This window comes from Streptomyces sp. NPDC051555, from assembly GCF_044454405.1.
Lineage (GTDB): Bacteria > Actinomycetota > Actinomycetes > Streptomycetales > Streptomycetaceae > Streptomyces.
In genome coordinates this window covers 139217-154758 of sequence record NZ_JBITDP010000011.1, presented here as the reverse complement: position 1 = coordinate 154758, position 15542 = coordinate 139217, and the positions used below count along the sequence as shown (strand labels likewise).

Annotated in this window: 10 protein-coding genes; 5 read left to right on the top strand and 5 right to left on the bottom strand. The window is 73.9% G+C overall.

The window, feature by feature from the left end; translation table 11 throughout:
- Window positions 1–70: 70 nt before the first annotated feature.
- Window positions 71–2977, bottom strand: a complete 2907-nt coding sequence (locus tag ACIBEA_RS22895) for a helix-turn-helix domain-containing protein (protein WP_399263713.1) — start codon at window positions 2975–2977, stop codon at window positions 71–73.
- A 259-nt stretch (window positions 2978–3236) separates the two neighbouring features.
- Between ACIBEA_RS22895 and ACIBEA_RS22890 the strand changes: the two genes are divergently transcribed.
- Window positions 3237–4598, top strand: coding sequence for a cytochrome P450 (locus tag ACIBEA_RS22890; protein ID WP_399263711.1), 1362 nt, complete (start codon window positions 3237–3239; stop codon window positions 4596–4598).
- Between the two features lie 42 nt (window positions 4599–4640).
- On the opposite strand, the gene ACIBEA_RS22885 is transcribed toward ACIBEA_RS22890, so the two are convergent.
- On the bottom strand, window positions 4641–6110 hold the full coding sequence (locus ACIBEA_RS22885) for a sensor histidine kinase (protein WP_399263709.1): 1470 nt from the start codon (window positions 6108–6110) through the stop codon (window positions 4641–4643).
- Window positions 6103–6780, bottom strand: a complete 678-nt coding sequence (locus ACIBEA_RS22880; protein ID WP_399263707.1) for a response regulator transcription factor — start codon at window positions 6778–6780, stop codon at window positions 6103–6105. The genes ACIBEA_RS22885 and ACIBEA_RS22880 overlap by 8 nt, the downstream gene beginning before the upstream one ends.
- A gap of 136 nt (window positions 6781–6916) precedes the next feature.
- Here ACIBEA_RS22880 and ACIBEA_RS22875 point away from each other — a divergent pair, with 136 nt between their 5' ends.
- The 4 genes from ACIBEA_RS22875 to ACIBEA_RS22860 all read left to right on the top strand — a co-directional run bounded on the left by ACIBEA_RS22875 (window position 6917) and on the right by ACIBEA_RS22860 (window position 12566).
- A complete protein-coding gene (locus ACIBEA_RS22875) occupies window positions 6917–7537 on the top strand; it encodes a hypothetical protein (protein ID WP_399263706.1) in 621 nt (206 codons plus the stop codon).
- Between the two features lie 362 nt (window positions 7538–7899).
- Window positions 7900–9336 carry a glycoside hydrolase family 43 protein gene (locus ACIBEA_RS22870; RefSeq protein ID WP_399263704.1) on the top strand — a complete coding sequence of 479 codons (1437 nt, stop codon included), beginning with the start codon at window positions 7900–7902 and terminating at the stop codon, window positions 9334–9336.
- Between the two features lie 156 nt (window positions 9337–9492).
- A complete protein-coding gene (locus ACIBEA_RS22865) occupies window positions 9493–10743 on the top strand; it encodes a S1 RNA-binding domain-containing protein (protein WP_399263702.1) in 1251 nt (416 codons plus the stop codon).
- 359 nt (window positions 10744–11102) lie between these two features.
- The gene (locus ACIBEA_RS22860; RefSeq protein WP_399263700.1) at window positions 11103–12566 is read left to right on the top strand and encodes a hypothetical protein; all 1464 of its coding nucleotides are present in this window, start codon (window positions 11103–11105) and stop codon (window positions 12564–12566) included.
- Between the two features lie 8 nt (window positions 12567–12574).
- Here the strand turns inward: ACIBEA_RS22860 and ACIBEA_RS22855 are convergent, their stop codons facing one another.
- Both ACIBEA_RS22855 and ACIBEA_RS22850 read right to left on the bottom strand, forming a co-directional pair.
- Window positions 12575–14653 (bottom strand): UvrD-helicase domain-containing protein, encoded by a 2079-nt coding sequence (locus tag ACIBEA_RS22855; protein ID WP_399263698.1) that lies wholly within the window; start codon window positions 14651–14653, stop codon window positions 12575–12577.
- A gap of 128 nt (window positions 14654–14781) precedes the next feature.
- Window positions 14782–15519, bottom strand: a complete 738-nt coding sequence (locus ACIBEA_RS22850; protein WP_399263696.1) for a MerR family transcriptional regulator — start codon at window positions 15517–15519, stop codon at window positions 14782–14784.
- Window positions 15520–15542: the final 23 nt, after the last annotated feature.

Sequence of the window (15542 nt, the reverse complement as noted above, 5' to 3'; positions counted from 1 at the left end):
AAGGTCCGGTCAGGCTCGGCAAAGCCAAGTCAAGCACTGGCAAACGGAGTTGGTGATCCAATGGACGGTTTCATTCCTTCCCCTCCCCGTCCCCGTCGGACCACGGCGGGGTGGGAGCGCCGTCGGGGTCCAGGCCGTAGGGCCACCGCGAGCGGAGGTCGTGGAGCAACGCGTAGCCGCCGGTGTCGGCGACGCCGCGACAGAGGGCCTCGATCATCGCCGCCGGGGCCGCGCTGCGCTCGTAGCGGCGCAGCAGCTGGTCCAGGGCGAAGAAGTCGTCCGTGTCCGCCGCCTCGCGGTAGAGGTCATCCACGTCCGCGTGCCGCCCGTCCCGCTCCCGCGACACGGCGAGGTCCAGAAGGGCATCGCCGTCCCCGAGCGCCGCGGCCTCGCGGTAGAAGGGTTCGGTGTCGCCGCGGACGCCGCCCCGGTCCCGCCAGCGCGCCAGTTCATGCAGCGGGTGGAAGGCGGCGAACCTGGTGCGCGCGGCCCGTCGGGCGAGGTCTTCGGCGCCCGGTTCGTCGCCGCTCTCGTCCAGCCACCGGACCAGGTCCCGCACGGCGTACGGGTGCCCGGCCTCCGCGGCGGCCAGGAAGAGGGGCTCGGCGCCCGCCAGGTCGCCGGCCTTGGCCCGTAGGACCGCCAGGTCGCGCAGCGCCTCGGGCCAACCGGTGCCAGCGGCCTCTCGGGCGAGGGCTTCCGCCTCCTCGGGCCGACCCGAGCGCTCCCGCAGGACCACCAGGGCTCGCAGCGCGCGCGGGTGCCCGCCGTCCAACGCCTCTTGGAACAGTGACGCGGTGGCGGCGAGGTCGCCGGTGGCCGCTCGCCGCAGCGCCAGCTCGAACAGTGCCTCCGGACGGCCACCCCCGGCCGCCCGTCGGGCCAGCTCCTCGGCTTCGCGCCAGTCGCCGGCCTCTTCCAGCAGCAGGGACAGGAGGTGGACGGCGCGGACCGAGCCGGCGTCGGCGGCATGGCGGAGGCACCTCTGCGCCTCCTGCGCGTCGCCCTCCGTCCCGCACCGTGCCGCCAGTTCGCAGAGCACCTCGGGGGATCCTAAGTCGGCCAGGGAGCGGGCCAGCTCCAACGCCTCGGGGCGCTGCCGGTCCCGCTCCCGCCGCGCCACCAGCTCCTCCAGGGCGCCGGTGTGCCCGGCCCGGGCCGCTTCGCGCGCGAGCCCCTCGGCCTCCTGCGGGTCCCCGGCCGCCTCGCGGAGCAGCGCCAGGTCGCACAGGGCTTCGAGCTGGCCGGCTGCCACGGCCTCGCGGAGGAGCCGCTCGGCCTGCGCAGGCTCCCCCGCCTCCACCTGCCAGACCCCCCTCTCGTGCGGGGTCACGGGCCCCCGGGCGGCCATGTCCCGGGCGAATGCGGCCGCGGCTTCGGACGGCCGCCCGTTCGGCCGGTCCCACACCAGGTCCACCAGTTCGTCGAGGCGCTCCTCGACCGTCGCCCCCCGCTCGGGCAACGCGGCGCGCTCACCTGCCTCCGCCCGCCGGCGCAGGTGGTGGGCCCAGCGGAGCCGGTGGCGGCGCTTGGCCTGGTCGGCCAGGGCGCGGAGGTCGCCGGGGTGCGCGAGGTGCGCGCGGGCGGCGCTCCAGAACGAATCGGGCGGGCACAGTCGGCGCCGGGCATCGCGACCGTACTGTTCGAGGTAGTCGGCGAGCCGCACCATCCGCCCGGCGTCCACCCCTTCGTCGGGGGCGGACCCGTCGGGGGCGGACCCGTCGGGGGAACGCCGGGCGGGCCGGGGCCCCGCGGGGCGCAGCGGGGCCTGCTTTCCGTGGACCGGCTGCGCCAACTCGGCCAGCGCCGCCCGCTCCCAGTCGGCCGTGTCATGGAGGGCGTCGTAGTCCTCCTGGCCGATGTAGTCCAAGGCGGCCTCCCGCAGGAAGCGCTCGGGTAAGTGGAGCCCGACGCCCAGTCGCCGCGCGTCCACGGCCGCGTCGAGCAACGCCCTGGCGCCGGGGCTCGCCGTCAGGTAGCGGTGGAGGAGCAGCGGGGCGCCCGCCAGGTCCTGGGCCACCCGCCCGCTCGTCCGGGTCCGGCCGAGCGCGTCGGCCAGCAGGCTGTCACCCGCCGCCGCGCGGGCGCTCGCCTCGCGCAGCGCCTTCTCGTCGAAGGCGTCCGCCACCGTGAGGACCCGGCCCGCCAGGAGTTCCCGCACCCTGCTGTGGGGATCGGGCGTGCCGGGGGCCGGCGGGGCCGTGTACCGGCGCTCGTACTCCGGCCACAGGGTGCCCAGGACGAGCACCGGGCCGCGGCCCGTGGTGGTGAGGAGTCCGTGGAGGGCGGCCGCGACGCGCTCGCCGTGGAGAGGATCGCCGAGGTAGTGCTGGGCCTCGTTCAACCACACCACGGTGCGGGGACCGACGCGGGCGAGGTCTTCGACCGCGGCCTCCACCCGTGACGGGTCGAAGGGGTGCCACAGCCACCATCCCCGCGCCGCCAACGGCTGTACGGCCTCCCAGCACGCCCGGGTCTTGCCCGTCGAGGACGAGCCGACGAGCACCACCAGCTGGCGGTGGCCCGCGGCCGCCGCCCCGACGGCTTCGGCGAGCACCCGGTCGTGCTCCCGGGACACGTATCCCGACAGCACCGCGGCGGGGTGGTGGCCGGCTCCGGGTCCGGCGGGGTGGACCTCCAGGTGGTGGGGGTCCCAGTCGCCGATCGGCTTGCCGAGGCGACCGGGCCAGGCCGCCTCTTCCTCCTCCTGGGCATCGGGGGCCCCGGCCCCGGCCGCGCGCCGGCGCAGTTCCAGCAGTTCGGCGCCCGGAAGACCGAGTGCCTCGGCGAGGGCCGCGACGGTGGCCGCCGAGGGAACCGGGGCCCGGGCGCTGAGGGAGTCGTGCACGGTCGTGCGCCCCAGGCGGGCCCGGGCGGCGAGTCGGGTCTTGGTCAGGCCGGCCAGGGCGAGGCCGTCACCCAACCGCCGGCGCAGCTCGACGAGCGCCGCGCCCGGCGCCCCGTTCCCACCGTCCACGTGTCCGCCCCTCGCGCCCCGCGCATCCTCGACGCCCCGCGCGGTCCGTCCGTACCGGTCCGCGCGCCCGTAAGGGGCCATCATCTCCCGTCCGCGCCGCGGCGATCGCTCCTTCGTCGCTCCTCGGCCCGCCCCACGGGGACGGCCGCACCGGGACGACCGCCGGTGGCGCACCGTGTCGCATAGGATCCGTTGCGTCACGTCCTCGCCCTGCCGCGCCGCGTCGACGGCGCGCACCGGGCCTACCTGGGGAGACCCGATGACCACGGCCTCCGACCGTCCGATCCCCCAGGTCCGGCCGGGCCCACCCCCCGGCGCTCCGCTGCCCGAACTACAGCCGGAGGAGGTGGCGGCCTGGCAGGCCCGTGGCGGCGAGCTGGTCGAACTCCTCACCCGGGCGGCCGAACTGGGCCCGTTGGCGGCCTTCACCCTCGGCCCGCGCCGCACGGTGCTGGTCACCGGCCCCGAGCAGGTCCAACACGTGCTCGCGCAGCACCCGGAGGGGTACGTCAAGCAGTCGCACCGCGCCGGGCTGCTGCTCGGCGAGGGTGTGATCGCGGCCAGCGGCGAGCGGTGGAAACAGCAACGACGACTGCTCCAAGGCCAGTTCACCTCGGTCGGACTGCGCCGCTGGGAGGAGCGCATCACCGAGGCGGCCGCGCGCACCGAGCGGCGCTGGGCCGAGTGCGCCCGTACCGGCGAGCCCACGGATGTCGGCGCCGACCTGCAGTTCTTCGCCCTGGACGCCATCTGGCGGACCCTCACCGGGGATCCGTTGGACGACGCGACCCATCGTGAACTCGATGCCATGAACGAGGTGGCGGTCCACCTCTCCGCACTCACGGCGACCGCCCCGGCCGACCAGGAAGCGGTGACGGCCGCGTTGGCACGGATCGACTCCGCTTGCGCCCGAGCGATCGCCGACGCCAGGGAGCGGGTCGAGGCCGGGAGCAGGGGCGAGGGCGGACTCCTCCGGGTCTTCCTGGAAGCGGCGCGGACCAGGCCGGAGTACACCGATCGGCTGATCCGCGACGAACTGGTCAACCTGCTGGTGGCCGGCCACGAGACCACCGCCAAGACGCTGTCCTGGCTCTTCCTCAGGCTCGAACAGCACCCCGACGTCAGGGAGCGGGTGCTCGACGTCTGCCGCAACGGCTCGCCGGAGCAGCGTCGCGAGGTGCTCACCGCGCTGGTCAACGAGACCATGCGGCTGCACCCCGCCGTCTGGCTGATCCCCCGCCACGCGGCGGCGGACGACACGATCGGCGGATTCCGGATCGAGGCGGGCAGCCACGTGCTCAGCTCCCCCTACCTGACCCACCGCGACCCCGAACTCTGGCCGGATCCGGAGGTGTTCGATCCCTGGCGCTTCATCGAACCGGGCCGGCGCCCCGGCCAGCTCGGCGCCTTCTACCCCTTCGGCCTCGGCGCCCGGGCCTGTCTGGGCCAGCAGTTCACCTACCGCGAGATGCTCTGCCTGCTCGAACTCCTGCTGCCCGCCTACGACCTGGACTTCCAGGAGCTCCCGCACTCCACCTTCTTCGGCGTGGTCCTCCACCCCGTGGGCCCCCTGCGCGCCACCGTCCGACGCGTCCGAGGGGGCATCCGACCGTCCGACTAGCCTTCCTTCCGGCCGTCCTTCCGGTGCTCCGTACGGTCGAGTTCACGTGCGGGGCGGCTCTTGGGCCAGGGGCAGCCGGACGACGAAACGGGACCCCCGGGGCGAGTCCTGCGCGGTCAAAGTCCCGCTGTGGTGTGCGGTCACGTCGCGCGCGATCGCGAGTCCGAGGCCCGCCCCGCCGTGATCGCGGCTGCGCGCGTCGTCGAGGCGCGTGAAGCGCTCGAAGACCCGCTCCCGGTCACCCGGAGGGATCCCCGGCCCGTCGTCGATGACCTCCAGCACGGCGGTCGGCCCCGGTGGCCCACCCTCCGTCCGCAGGACCACGTCCACCTGCCGGTCGGCGAACCGCTGCGCGTTGTCGAGCAGGTTGGTGACGACCCGGGTGAGCCACAGCTCGCTGCCGGCCACCTCGATCCCCTCGGCCAGGTGCGTGCGCACGGGCACGCGGTCGCCCCGGCGCGCTCTCGTCGCCTCGCCGACCAGGGCGGTCAGGTCCAGCCGGACGGCCGGCACCGGCTGCGCCGCGTCGATGCGGGCGAGCAACAGGAGGTCGACGGTGAGCCGCTGCAACCGCTCGATGTCCTCCAGGGCCCCGCTGATCAGTTCGGGCCACAGCTCCGGGTCCCGAACGGCCAGGGCCACCTCCAGTTGGGTGCGCAACACCGTGATCGGGCTGCGCAGTTCGTGCGAGGCGTCGGCGATGAACTGGCGCTGGCGGGCCCCGGAGGACTCCAGCCGGTCCAGCGTGGCGTTCATGGTCTGCGCCAGGCGGGCGACCTCGTCGCGGGTGGGCGGCACGGGGACCCGTCGGTGCAGGTCCCGGTCGGTGATCTCGGCGACCTCGGCGCGGATCGCCTCGACCGGCCCGAGCGCCCGGCCGGTCACCCGCCAGGTGACCAGGCCCACGGTGGCGAGCAGGAGGGGGCAGCCGATGACGAGGGCGGCCGTGGTCGTGTCATCGGCCGCGTCGACGTCGCGCAGGGAGGTGCCCGCGTAGACGGTGACCAGGCCCTGTGGGGTGTCCGTGGTGATCTGGACGACCCGCTGGCGGTGCTCGCCGCCGAGCGGGCGCACCTTCCAGGTGTGGAAGAGCGTCCCCGGGCGCTGCGGCCCGGCGGCGCGGATCGCCGGCGTCCTGGCCAGATTCGGGCTGGCGAGCAGGACCTGGCCGTCCGCGCCCACCACCTGGACGAAATCGGCGCCGTGCGCCGGCGGCCGCACCCGGTCCAGCTTCCCGTCGGCGGCGAGCTGCGCGACGGTCAGGGCCTGCTGCTCGGCGTCGCCCTCGGCATTGCGCAGCAGATTGGCGCCCAGGAGCCCGAGCAACGTGTACGAGGCGATCGCCAGGGCCGCCGCGACAACGGCGCAGGCGCCCACGGTGGCGCGAGCCCGGACCGTGGTGGGCCACAGCGGGCGCAGCAGACGGCGCAGGCGCGGCGGACAGAACGGGCGGGGCAGCCGGGGCGGACGGAGCGAGCGGCGCAGGCGGGGCCGGGCCGCGGGGTCAGCCACCGTCGGCCGCCAGTCGGTAGCCCGCACCGCGTACGGTCTCCAGCGCGGCCCGGCCGAAGGGGGCGTCGATCTTGCGGCGCACCGCGCTGATGTGGACCTCGACCACGTTCGGGTCGCCCTCGAAGGCGCTGTCCCACACCTGGTCGAGGATCTCCCGCTTGGGCACCACCTCACCGGCGTGCCGGGCCAGGTACTCCAGCACCGCGAACTCCCGCGCCGTCAGCCTGATCTCCGTGCCGCCGCGCGAACACGTATGCCGGGCCGGATCCACGACCAGGTCGCCCAGGGTCGTGACCTGCGGGCGCCTGCGCCCCGTGCGTCGCCCCAGTGCGCGGAGCCGGGCGACCAGGACGAGGTAGGAGAACGGCTTGGAGAGGAAGTCGTCGGCCCCCGTGTCCAGGGCCTCCGCCTCGTCGTATTCGCCGTCCTTGGCCGTGAGCATCAAGATGCCCGACTCGTTGCCGGCCGCGCGCAGGCGTGCGCAGACCCGGTAGCCGTTCAGGCCGGGCAGCATGATGTCGAGCACGATCAGGTCGTAGTCGTGTTCGGTGGCCATCCACAGGCCCTGCGGCCCGTCGTGGGCCACGTCCACCACGAACCCCTCGGCCTGGAGCCCCCGCTGTAGGGCCAGGGCCAGCCGCCGTTCGTCCTCCACCAGCAATACGCGCATGCCGCCCAGGATCTCAGTCCGCCCGGGCGGCCGGCTGAAGAGGGCTTCAGCCGCCTTCAGCTGGGCTTCAGCTTCCACGCCCCATGCTCTGCACCGAGCCGGGTGCGGTGCCCGGTTGTGCATGAGGAGCACCACTATGTCTGAAGCCTTCCCGCCGTCCGAACAGCCCGAACAGCCCGAACAGCCCGGGCAGCCCGCAGCTGCCCCTGGGGGCGGTGGCGGGGTGCGCCGGGGCGTGGGCCGCCTGGTGCCCCGGCGCCGCGGTGCCCGCCTGGCGGCCGTGGGCGCCGTCGTGGTCCTCGTCGGCGGCGGGGTGGCCGCCGCCGCCGTGGCGGAGCACCACCACGAGCGCGACGGCAGAGCCCTTGCCGTCCGCGCCGGCTCGGGCCACGAGAACGGCGAGGGGAGCGGTCCCGGCGGCCGCGGCGGCCAGGACGGGCACCGTGCGGGCGGGCACGGCCGGGCGCAGCAGCGCGGCGTGGGCGGCTGGGGCCACCAGGGCGACGGGGCCCCGCACGGCCCGGGCCCCCGGACGGCGCCCGCGCCGCTGCCGGCGCTGCCGCTCTCCCAGGCGGCGGACAAGGCGGCCGCGGCGGTGAGCGGCGGCAAGGTCGAGAGCCTGCGCGTCATCGGCCAGGAGGGCGGCGGCAGCGCGTGGCTGGCCGTGGTCATCGGTCCGGACGGCGTCCGCCACGGCGTCACCCTGTCGGGCACCGACGGCACGGTCACCGGCAACACCACGACCGGCGTCCGGTAGCCGGACCGGGAGGTGCGGTGTGGCGGCGGCCTCGAACCGGCTTCCGGCCCGGCACGCACCGGCTCCGGGCCGGGCGCGCGTCGCTGCCGCCACCACGACCCGCACCACGACCCTCACCAGGACCGACCGGCCATGGGCGACCGCTGTGCGAGGGGGCGGGGCTCAAGAGTGGGCAGCTGTGCGCCTACCTCTTGCCCGCTGGATTGTGAGCGTTAACAATTCTCACTGGGCGCAACAGTGACGCCACTTCCGGTGCGGCTCACTGCCTGGAAGCGGTGTCGCACGCGCCTGCCCCGCGCCCTTCCAGCTCGTGCGGCAGCCGTCCACCTACGGCGCCACCCCCGGAACGACAGGAGATGTCCATGTCCGCGCTTCGCGCACGGCTGTCGGCGACACTGCTCACCGTATGCCTCCTCCTCGCAGGTCTGGCCGTGATGGCCACGCCCCAGCGGGCCGCCGCCGCCGACCCGGGCTACCTGATGGTCCACTTCACCGGGGAGGGGTCGACGGGCCAGCAGATCTACCTCTCGCACAGCACGGACGGTGTGCACTGGAACGATCTCAACGGCGGCGGGATGGTCCTGCGCTCCACGGTCGGCACCAAGGGCGTGCGCGACCCCGCACTGGTGAGATCCCCCGACGGCAGCAAGTACTGGATCGTCGCGACCGACTTGTGCATCGACTGCGGACAGTCGTGGGGGGACTCCATCGACAACGGGAGCCGCAACCTCGTGGTGTGGGAGTCGACGGACCTGGTCACCTGGTCGCAGCCGTGGCTGCTGAACGTCGCCGGCGCGATCCCCGACGGGCGCAACGCGTGGGCACCTGAGGCGATCTGGGACCCGGAGGCCAACGACTACGTCCTGTACTGGGCGACGAACGTGCCCCGCAACGGCGTGACGAAGCATCGCATCTTCTACGCCCGCACCAGCGACTTCCGCACGGTCACCACCCCGCAGGTCTACATCGAGCGCCCCGGTGCCCAGGAAATCATCGACACGCAGATCATCGAGGTCCCGTCGGGCGTCGGCGACTACCGCTACGTGCGCGCCTCCGGCGACGGCCAGATCACCCTCGAAGGCAGCGACTCGATCCTCGGCACGTGGACCGCTCTCGGTAACCTCTCCGGCATCGGTCTGACCGGGTCGATGGTCGAGGGCCCGATGTGGATGAAGTTCAACGGCACCGACACATGGGGCCTCTACCTCGACCAGTACGCCACGAGTGGGGGCTACATGCCGGTCGTGACGACCGACCCGTCCCACCCCGCCGCCTACCAGAAGCAGGCCCCGGGCAGCTACCACATGGGCGGTACGAAGAAGCGGCACGGATGGATCCTGAACCTGACGCCCACAGAGGAGAGCCGTGTGCTCGCCCGCTGGCCCAACACCGCGGCCGGCCAGCTCCAGTCGTTCAACTTCCAGGACCGGTACGTACGCCACGCCACCATGGACGTGCGCATCGACCCGAACATCAGCCCCGCCGACGACTCCCGGTTCCGGCTGCGGCCCGGCCTCGCGGGCACCGGCACCGTCTCCTTCGAGTCGGTGAACTTCCCCGGGTACTTCCTGCGGCACTCCGACTACGACTTCCAGCTCGCCCACAACGACGGCACCACCCGGTTCGCCGCGGACGCCACCTTCCGCCAGGTCGCCGGACTCGCCGACGCGAGCTGGTCGTCCTTCCAGTCGTACGACCACCCCGACCACTACATCCGGCACTACGCCTACGAGCTGCGGCTCGACCCGGTCACCACCGCGACAGGACGCGGTGACGCCACCTTCCGCGTGACCAGCTGACCCGACCGGGATGCCGACGCCTGCGAGAAGCGCCGGCATCCCTCCTTCCGCCGTTCGGCTCCTCCCGGGCGACCCCGCCCACCCTGTGCCGGTCGGTCTAAGCTCCCGTCGATGCGATCGACCGCGCGACCGCATCGGCCACGATCAGGGAGCAGAGTGCCGTCCTTCGTCCACCGCATCACCAAGTACGACCCCGCCGACCGTGACGAGGACGGCAGCTACGCCGGCGCCGAGGAGCCGGTGAGCGACCACGGTCCGGTGGAGGCGGCCTACTTGCGGGCGGTCGCCGCCTTCGCCGAGGACACCGGCGTCGACCGGTTGACCGTACGCGGTCCGGGGATCTCCGGATCCGTCCACTTCGGCCTGGCCCCGACCGTCGACGGGCACGGCCTCGCCGGGCTCTTCCCGCCCGACCTCAGCGGGTTCCACGACGGTGCGCAGGTGCCCCTCTCCGTCGGCCTGGAGCTGGTCCGGGTCATGCTCCGCGGCGGCGGTGCCTGGTGCCGCCTGGAGGTGGAGGGGCGCTTCGCCGTGCACGTCGACTGGGACCAGTACGTCTACGTGAGCAGCGACCGGCCCTGCGCGGGGGCGGTCGCCCGCACCCGGGCGCTCGGGCTCTTCCCGGAACCGACGGACTGCTTTTCCCCCGACGAGGACGAGGACGACGAACCGGGCGTACAGCGGCCCGCCGACGAGGACTTCTGGGACCGCGTGCGCTGGCTCGTCGCCACCTGGCATGCCGTGGTGCTGGAGGAGGGTTTCGTCCACAACAGCGCCCGCTGGCACCGCCTCACCCGGGACACCCTCGATCCGGTACGCGCCCGGCTCGCCCCGCGCTCCCGGCTGACCGTCTGGCCGGACCTGTCCACGGACGTGGCGGCGGTCCTCGCCGCGCTGCCCCCCGACTCGGTGGAATTCGTGTGGGAGGACGAGGACGGGGCGATCGCCAGCACGGAGACCGACGAGTGCGACTACCCGGCGCTGGCCTCCCGCATGGCAGGTGCCCGGGCGGCTGCGGCCCTGGCCCCGTACGGCGATGAGCGCCGGCCGCTGCTCGCCGGCGTACTGCCCGACGGCGACGGCGTCCTGCGCGCCCGGTGGAGGACGCCGGCGACAGCGAGCGACCTGAACTGGGCCTTCCTCAAGACGCTCCGGCGCGGGCAGATCTGCACGGGCACCGTCGTCGCGATGCCCGACTTCGGCGTGACCTTCGTGGACATCGGGGGCTTCACGGCGATGATCAACCTTCCTGAGCTCTCCTGGCACCGCGTCGAGCACCCCCGCGACCTCCTCGTCATCGGACAGCAGGTCTCGGCCGAGATCCTCGACGTCGACCTGTCGAGGGAGCGCGTATCCCTGTCGTTGAAGCGACTGCAGCCGGATCCCTCGCCGCAGTTCCTGGAGTAGATCCCCCTCTCGCTCCATGTGGCCGCTGTGCTGCGGCAACGTGAACTGTGTGAACAAGCCGTGACCGGCTGCCGCGGAGAGATCCGGATCGCGCGGGCAGCGGATAGCGTCGTCGTCAGAGCCGTTCCGAGGAGCAACCGCCACCCGGAACCACGGTCCGGGCCGCCCCATCGGCAGCCGCCGCGCCGGCCGGCCCCACCGCCTCGGCCGACCCCGCGGCGCCACGGCGACCGCACGTCACGCGGCGCCCACCGGCCCCGCCCCGCGTCGCGCCCCACGTCGCGCTCTGCGAGCACTCCGCCGCCATTCCCGCCACTCCCGCCACTCCCGCCACTCCCCTCCAGTCACAAGGACCCCTGATGCCGTTCTCCTTGCCCGCGGGCGGGCGCCTCACCGCTCTCGCCGTCTCCCTCGCCGTGGCCCTGAGCGCCGCGGCGCTGGGCGGAGCACCCGCCTCCGCCGCCGCCCCGACGTCCCCCTACGGGCCGCAGGCGCCGCAGAACCCGTTCACCGCCGCCAACGGCGCGGCCACCATGCACGGCGACACCGCCTCCAGCGGCACCACGTCCTACCCGGGGCCCGGGACGGCCGGCATCAACTACACCCGTACGGCGCTGGCTTCGGCCTGCCCCACCGTGGTCGTGGGCGGCGACGGCTATGTGGTCGCCCTCTGCACCACCATCTTCGGCCGGACGCCGACGGCGCACCTGCTCGACCCCGCCAGCGGGGCGGACCTCGCCTCCCTCGCACTCCCCAAGGGCAGCCTGTTCGGCGGCGTGTACGCCTACCTGGACAACGAGGACCGCCTGGTCGTCGTCGACGGGACCAACAACCTCCTGCGCATCGGACATCACCGGTCCGCCGACGGCTGGGCGCTCAAGGTCGACCGGTCCACCCCCCTCGGCAACGCCGTCCCCGCCGGGGACAACATCGTCGGCCTGACCCCCGCTTGGGACGGCAGGGTCTGGTTCGCCACCAGCGGCGGCGTGATCGGGACCGTCGACGACAACAGCGGGGCGGTGCGCAGCATCAGCACCGGCGAGGGCGTCCAGAACAGCATCTCGACCGTCCCCGGCCGCACCGCCGTGGCCACCGACCACGCCCTCTACCTCCTGTCGGCCGCCCCCGACGGCACCCCCGTCGTGGACCGGCGTTCGCCCTACGACCGCGGGCCGGCCCGCAAGCCCGGCCAGCTCAGCTGGGGCACCGGCACCACCCCGAGCTTCTTCGGACCGGGCGACGGCACCGAGTACGTCGCCATCGTCGACAACGCCGCCCCGCACGGGAACCTCCTCGTGTACCGGGTCGCCGGCGGCCCGGACCCGATCTGCCGGATCCCCGTGCTCACCCAGTACGCCCGCAGCGGCACCGAGGACGCCGTCATCGCAACCGGCCGCAGCGTCTTCGTCACCAACACCTACGGCTACCCGTACCCGGCCCTGCCCGCGGGCGCTCCGGCGAGCCTGCCCGCCTCCGCCGGCTTCGAGGGCGGCCTCAGCCGGATCGACGTCGACGCCGAGGGAACGGGCTGCTCGGTGGTGTGGAACAGCGCGGTGAAGTCGGCGGCGTTGCCCCGTCTCTCGCTGGCCGACGGAAAGATCTACACCATCTCGGTGACCGGCCCGACCGGCAGCGCCGGCCTGAACACCTTCGCCCAATACCACCATTCCGTGCTCGACCCGGCGACCGGCGCCCAGCTCAGCAGCTCCTTCCTGGGCATCGGGCTGGTCTACAACCCGCTCCAGATGCGCGGGACGGCCGCCCCGGACGGCACCCTCTACCAGGGCACCGAAACCGGAGTGGTCCGCATCTCCAAGCGCTGACGGGACTCTCACCGAGTGACGCTGCCGAGCCACAGGAGGTCACGGGCCCGGGTCATGGCCACGAAGAGCCCGCTGCGCAGGAGTTCGTCGTGCTCCCGGGCCGTCTCGGGCGTCTGTGATCCGGGCTCGGTCGGCGTCCCGGGCCCGCCCTGCGCATCGCGTCGGGGCAGGAAGACGTTCTTGAACTCCAGGCCCTTGGCCCTGCGGTAGGTGCCCGCCTTCACCGCGTCGACGGCCCGGCCGTCGTAGCTCTCCAGCGGGCACACCGCGATACCGGCCCGCGCGAGCAGCCGCTGGTAGTGGCCGACGGCGCGCACCGTGGGACACAGCAGCGCGGTATCGGCGAGGGCGCCGACCGGCAAGGACCTCAGGGCGTCGAGGAGTTGCCCGTCGTGCGCGTCCGCCGACGGTGCGACCACGCGTACGACGTCCCCGTCGTGGTAGGTGAGGTCCACGTCGCGGCGGCCCGATGTGCGCAGGCCGTCGAGGTCCTCGAAGGTGTCGTCGGCCACGACGGCGAGGGCCGCGTCCAGGATCTGTTTGCTGTTGCGGTAGTTGGTGCGCAGCACCTGGCCGCGGTCGCCGCGGATGTCGATGCCCGCGTCGGTGAGACGGAAGCCACCCGGGTACACGGTCTGTTGGCCGTCGCCGACGAGCAGCAGACCGTTGGGCGCGTCCCCGACGAGCGCGTGCAGGAGGAGCACGCCGACCAGGGTGAGGTCCTGGACCTCGTCCACGATGACGGCCGCGTACGGGGGCCGCTCGCGCCGGAGCGAGGCTTCGGCCAGGGCAAGGGAGAGGACGTCGTTGAAGTCGTGGACACCGCGCTCGGCGCGCCGCGCTTCGTACGCCTCGTAGAGCTCCCACACCGACTGGCGCTGCGTCCGGTTGAGGCTCGCGCGCCGGCGCCGCCTGGGGACGGTCGCGTATTCCTCGAAGCGGGTCAGGCCCCGCCCCTTGATGACGTAGTCGATCTCCTCGCGCCAGTACGTGGGGCCCGGGTCGAGCGCGGCGAGTCGGCTTCCACGGCCTACGTCCTTCCAGGCGAGGCTGAAGGCGGTCTCCGCCTTGTCCCCGTGCAGCCGCACCGGCACTCCCCGCTGGTGCAGGAACTCCTGGGCCCAGGAGTGGAGGCTGCGGAAGTCCACCCGGTCGGACACGGACGGGGCCATGGTGCCCAGGAAGGTGTGCTGGACGCGGGGCAGGTTGTTGGCGAAGGTGACGTACAGGATGCGGCCGGTCGTGCGCCGGGCCAGGTGGGCCGCCCGGTGCAGGGCCACGACCGTCTTCCCGGTGCCCGCCGGGCCGCTGATGCGGGCCGGGCCCGAACAGTTGCGGCGTACGAGCGCCACCTGATCGGGGTGGAGGAAGGTCATCCACTGCTCGATCGGCGCCCGCATCGCCCCCTTCAGGGCCGCCTCGCGCAGTCCGCCGAGGTCGAACAAGCCCTCGGCTACGTCTGGTTGTTCACCCTCGGGCGTCACGTCCGGGGGCACCAACCGGTCGACCGCCACCCCCGCGTGGTCGGGGAACAACCGCTCCAGATGATCGCCCATCGCCCGGACCGACGCCGCCCGCAACCGGTGCGGTTGCGACAACAGCACGCGTCCGACCTCGTGCTCGCCCAGGAGCCGTATCCGACCGTGGTCCGCGTCGACGCGTCGCCCGGCGAACACCATGAGCGGCTGGATCGCCACGGGCGACATCCCGAGGGACGCCACCGCGCTCTCGGTGACCTTCGTGGCAGCGAGCAGCTCGGCCGCCGGCCCGTCCCCCGGCTGCCCGCCGGCCCTGACGTCGATGACGAAGACGCCGCCGGGCCCCACCAGCAGCACGTCCGCACCGACCGTCCGCGCCCCGGTTCCGGCCCTCGTCCGGCTCCCGGTCCCGGCCCATCGGCGGTTGACGAGCAGGCGCCACCCGCGCGCGGTCAGCACCAACAACTGGGCGATGACCCGTTGTTCGCCCTCGCCGACCGCAGTCCACCGCAGGGCCTGCCGGCGGGCGGCCTGCCAGTGCTCGCGGAGCAACCGCTCCTGCCGCCGTGCCTCCTGCGCCCGCTGTGGTACCGCCCCGTCCGTCCCCATACCGGCCCCCTCGTACGCGGAGTGCGGAGTGCGGAGTAGCGAGCATAGGACGCGACCCCACCCGAGCGGCAGGGCGCGTGCCCCTGCGAAGGCCCTGGTGCGCTCCGAGGCGGGACTCCCCGGCGCGCTCAGCCCTCGGCGACCGGTAGTGCCGCGCGGGCTCCGCCTTCGTGGTCCAGGGCGTCGATGTACGCGGCGAGTCGACCGGCGGCGTACAGCTGGGCCACGCCGCGCGAGGTGAGTTCGCGCTGCCACGGTCCGAGGCTCGCGCTCAGCGCATCGAGGCCGCCGGCGTCGCGGAGTTCCCCGAGGATCGTGGCGATGGCGCCCAGGGGCTGGCCTCCCCGGCGCAGCAGGTGTGCCAGCTCGGCGTCGCGCACGTCCCGTGCGAGGTACTGGCGGTGTCCGGTGCGCGCGTCACGCGGCGGGGTGAGGATTCCGGCCCGCTGCCAGCTGCGCAGGGTGGCCGGGTCGAGCGCGAGGTGACGGGCGAGTTCTCCGATGCTGTAGGGCGCACGCGTGCGGGCCGCCGTATCCGGGGTGGCCGCCGCGAGGTGCGAGAGACCGGCTTCGACGGCCCGTAGCGTGGCGCGGTCGCGCGCCAGGAGCGCGTGCCCGGCGTCGACGTGCTCCAGTGCCTCGTCGAGCCGACCGCCGGTGACGGCCTGCATGATGCGTCGACCGGTCGAGTGGCCGAAGGCGGGGACGAGCGCCAGGTGGGCCGCGAGACCGGCGGCGTGGACGGCGGTGTAGTCCCGGTACCCCGCCGGGCTCCGGCGCGCCGGCGCGATGATGCCGGCGTCCTCGTAGTTGCGGACCGCCTGCGTGGAGAGGCCGTGGCGACGGGCCAGGTCCACGGGTCGCATGTGACCTCCACTTGAAGGTTGGG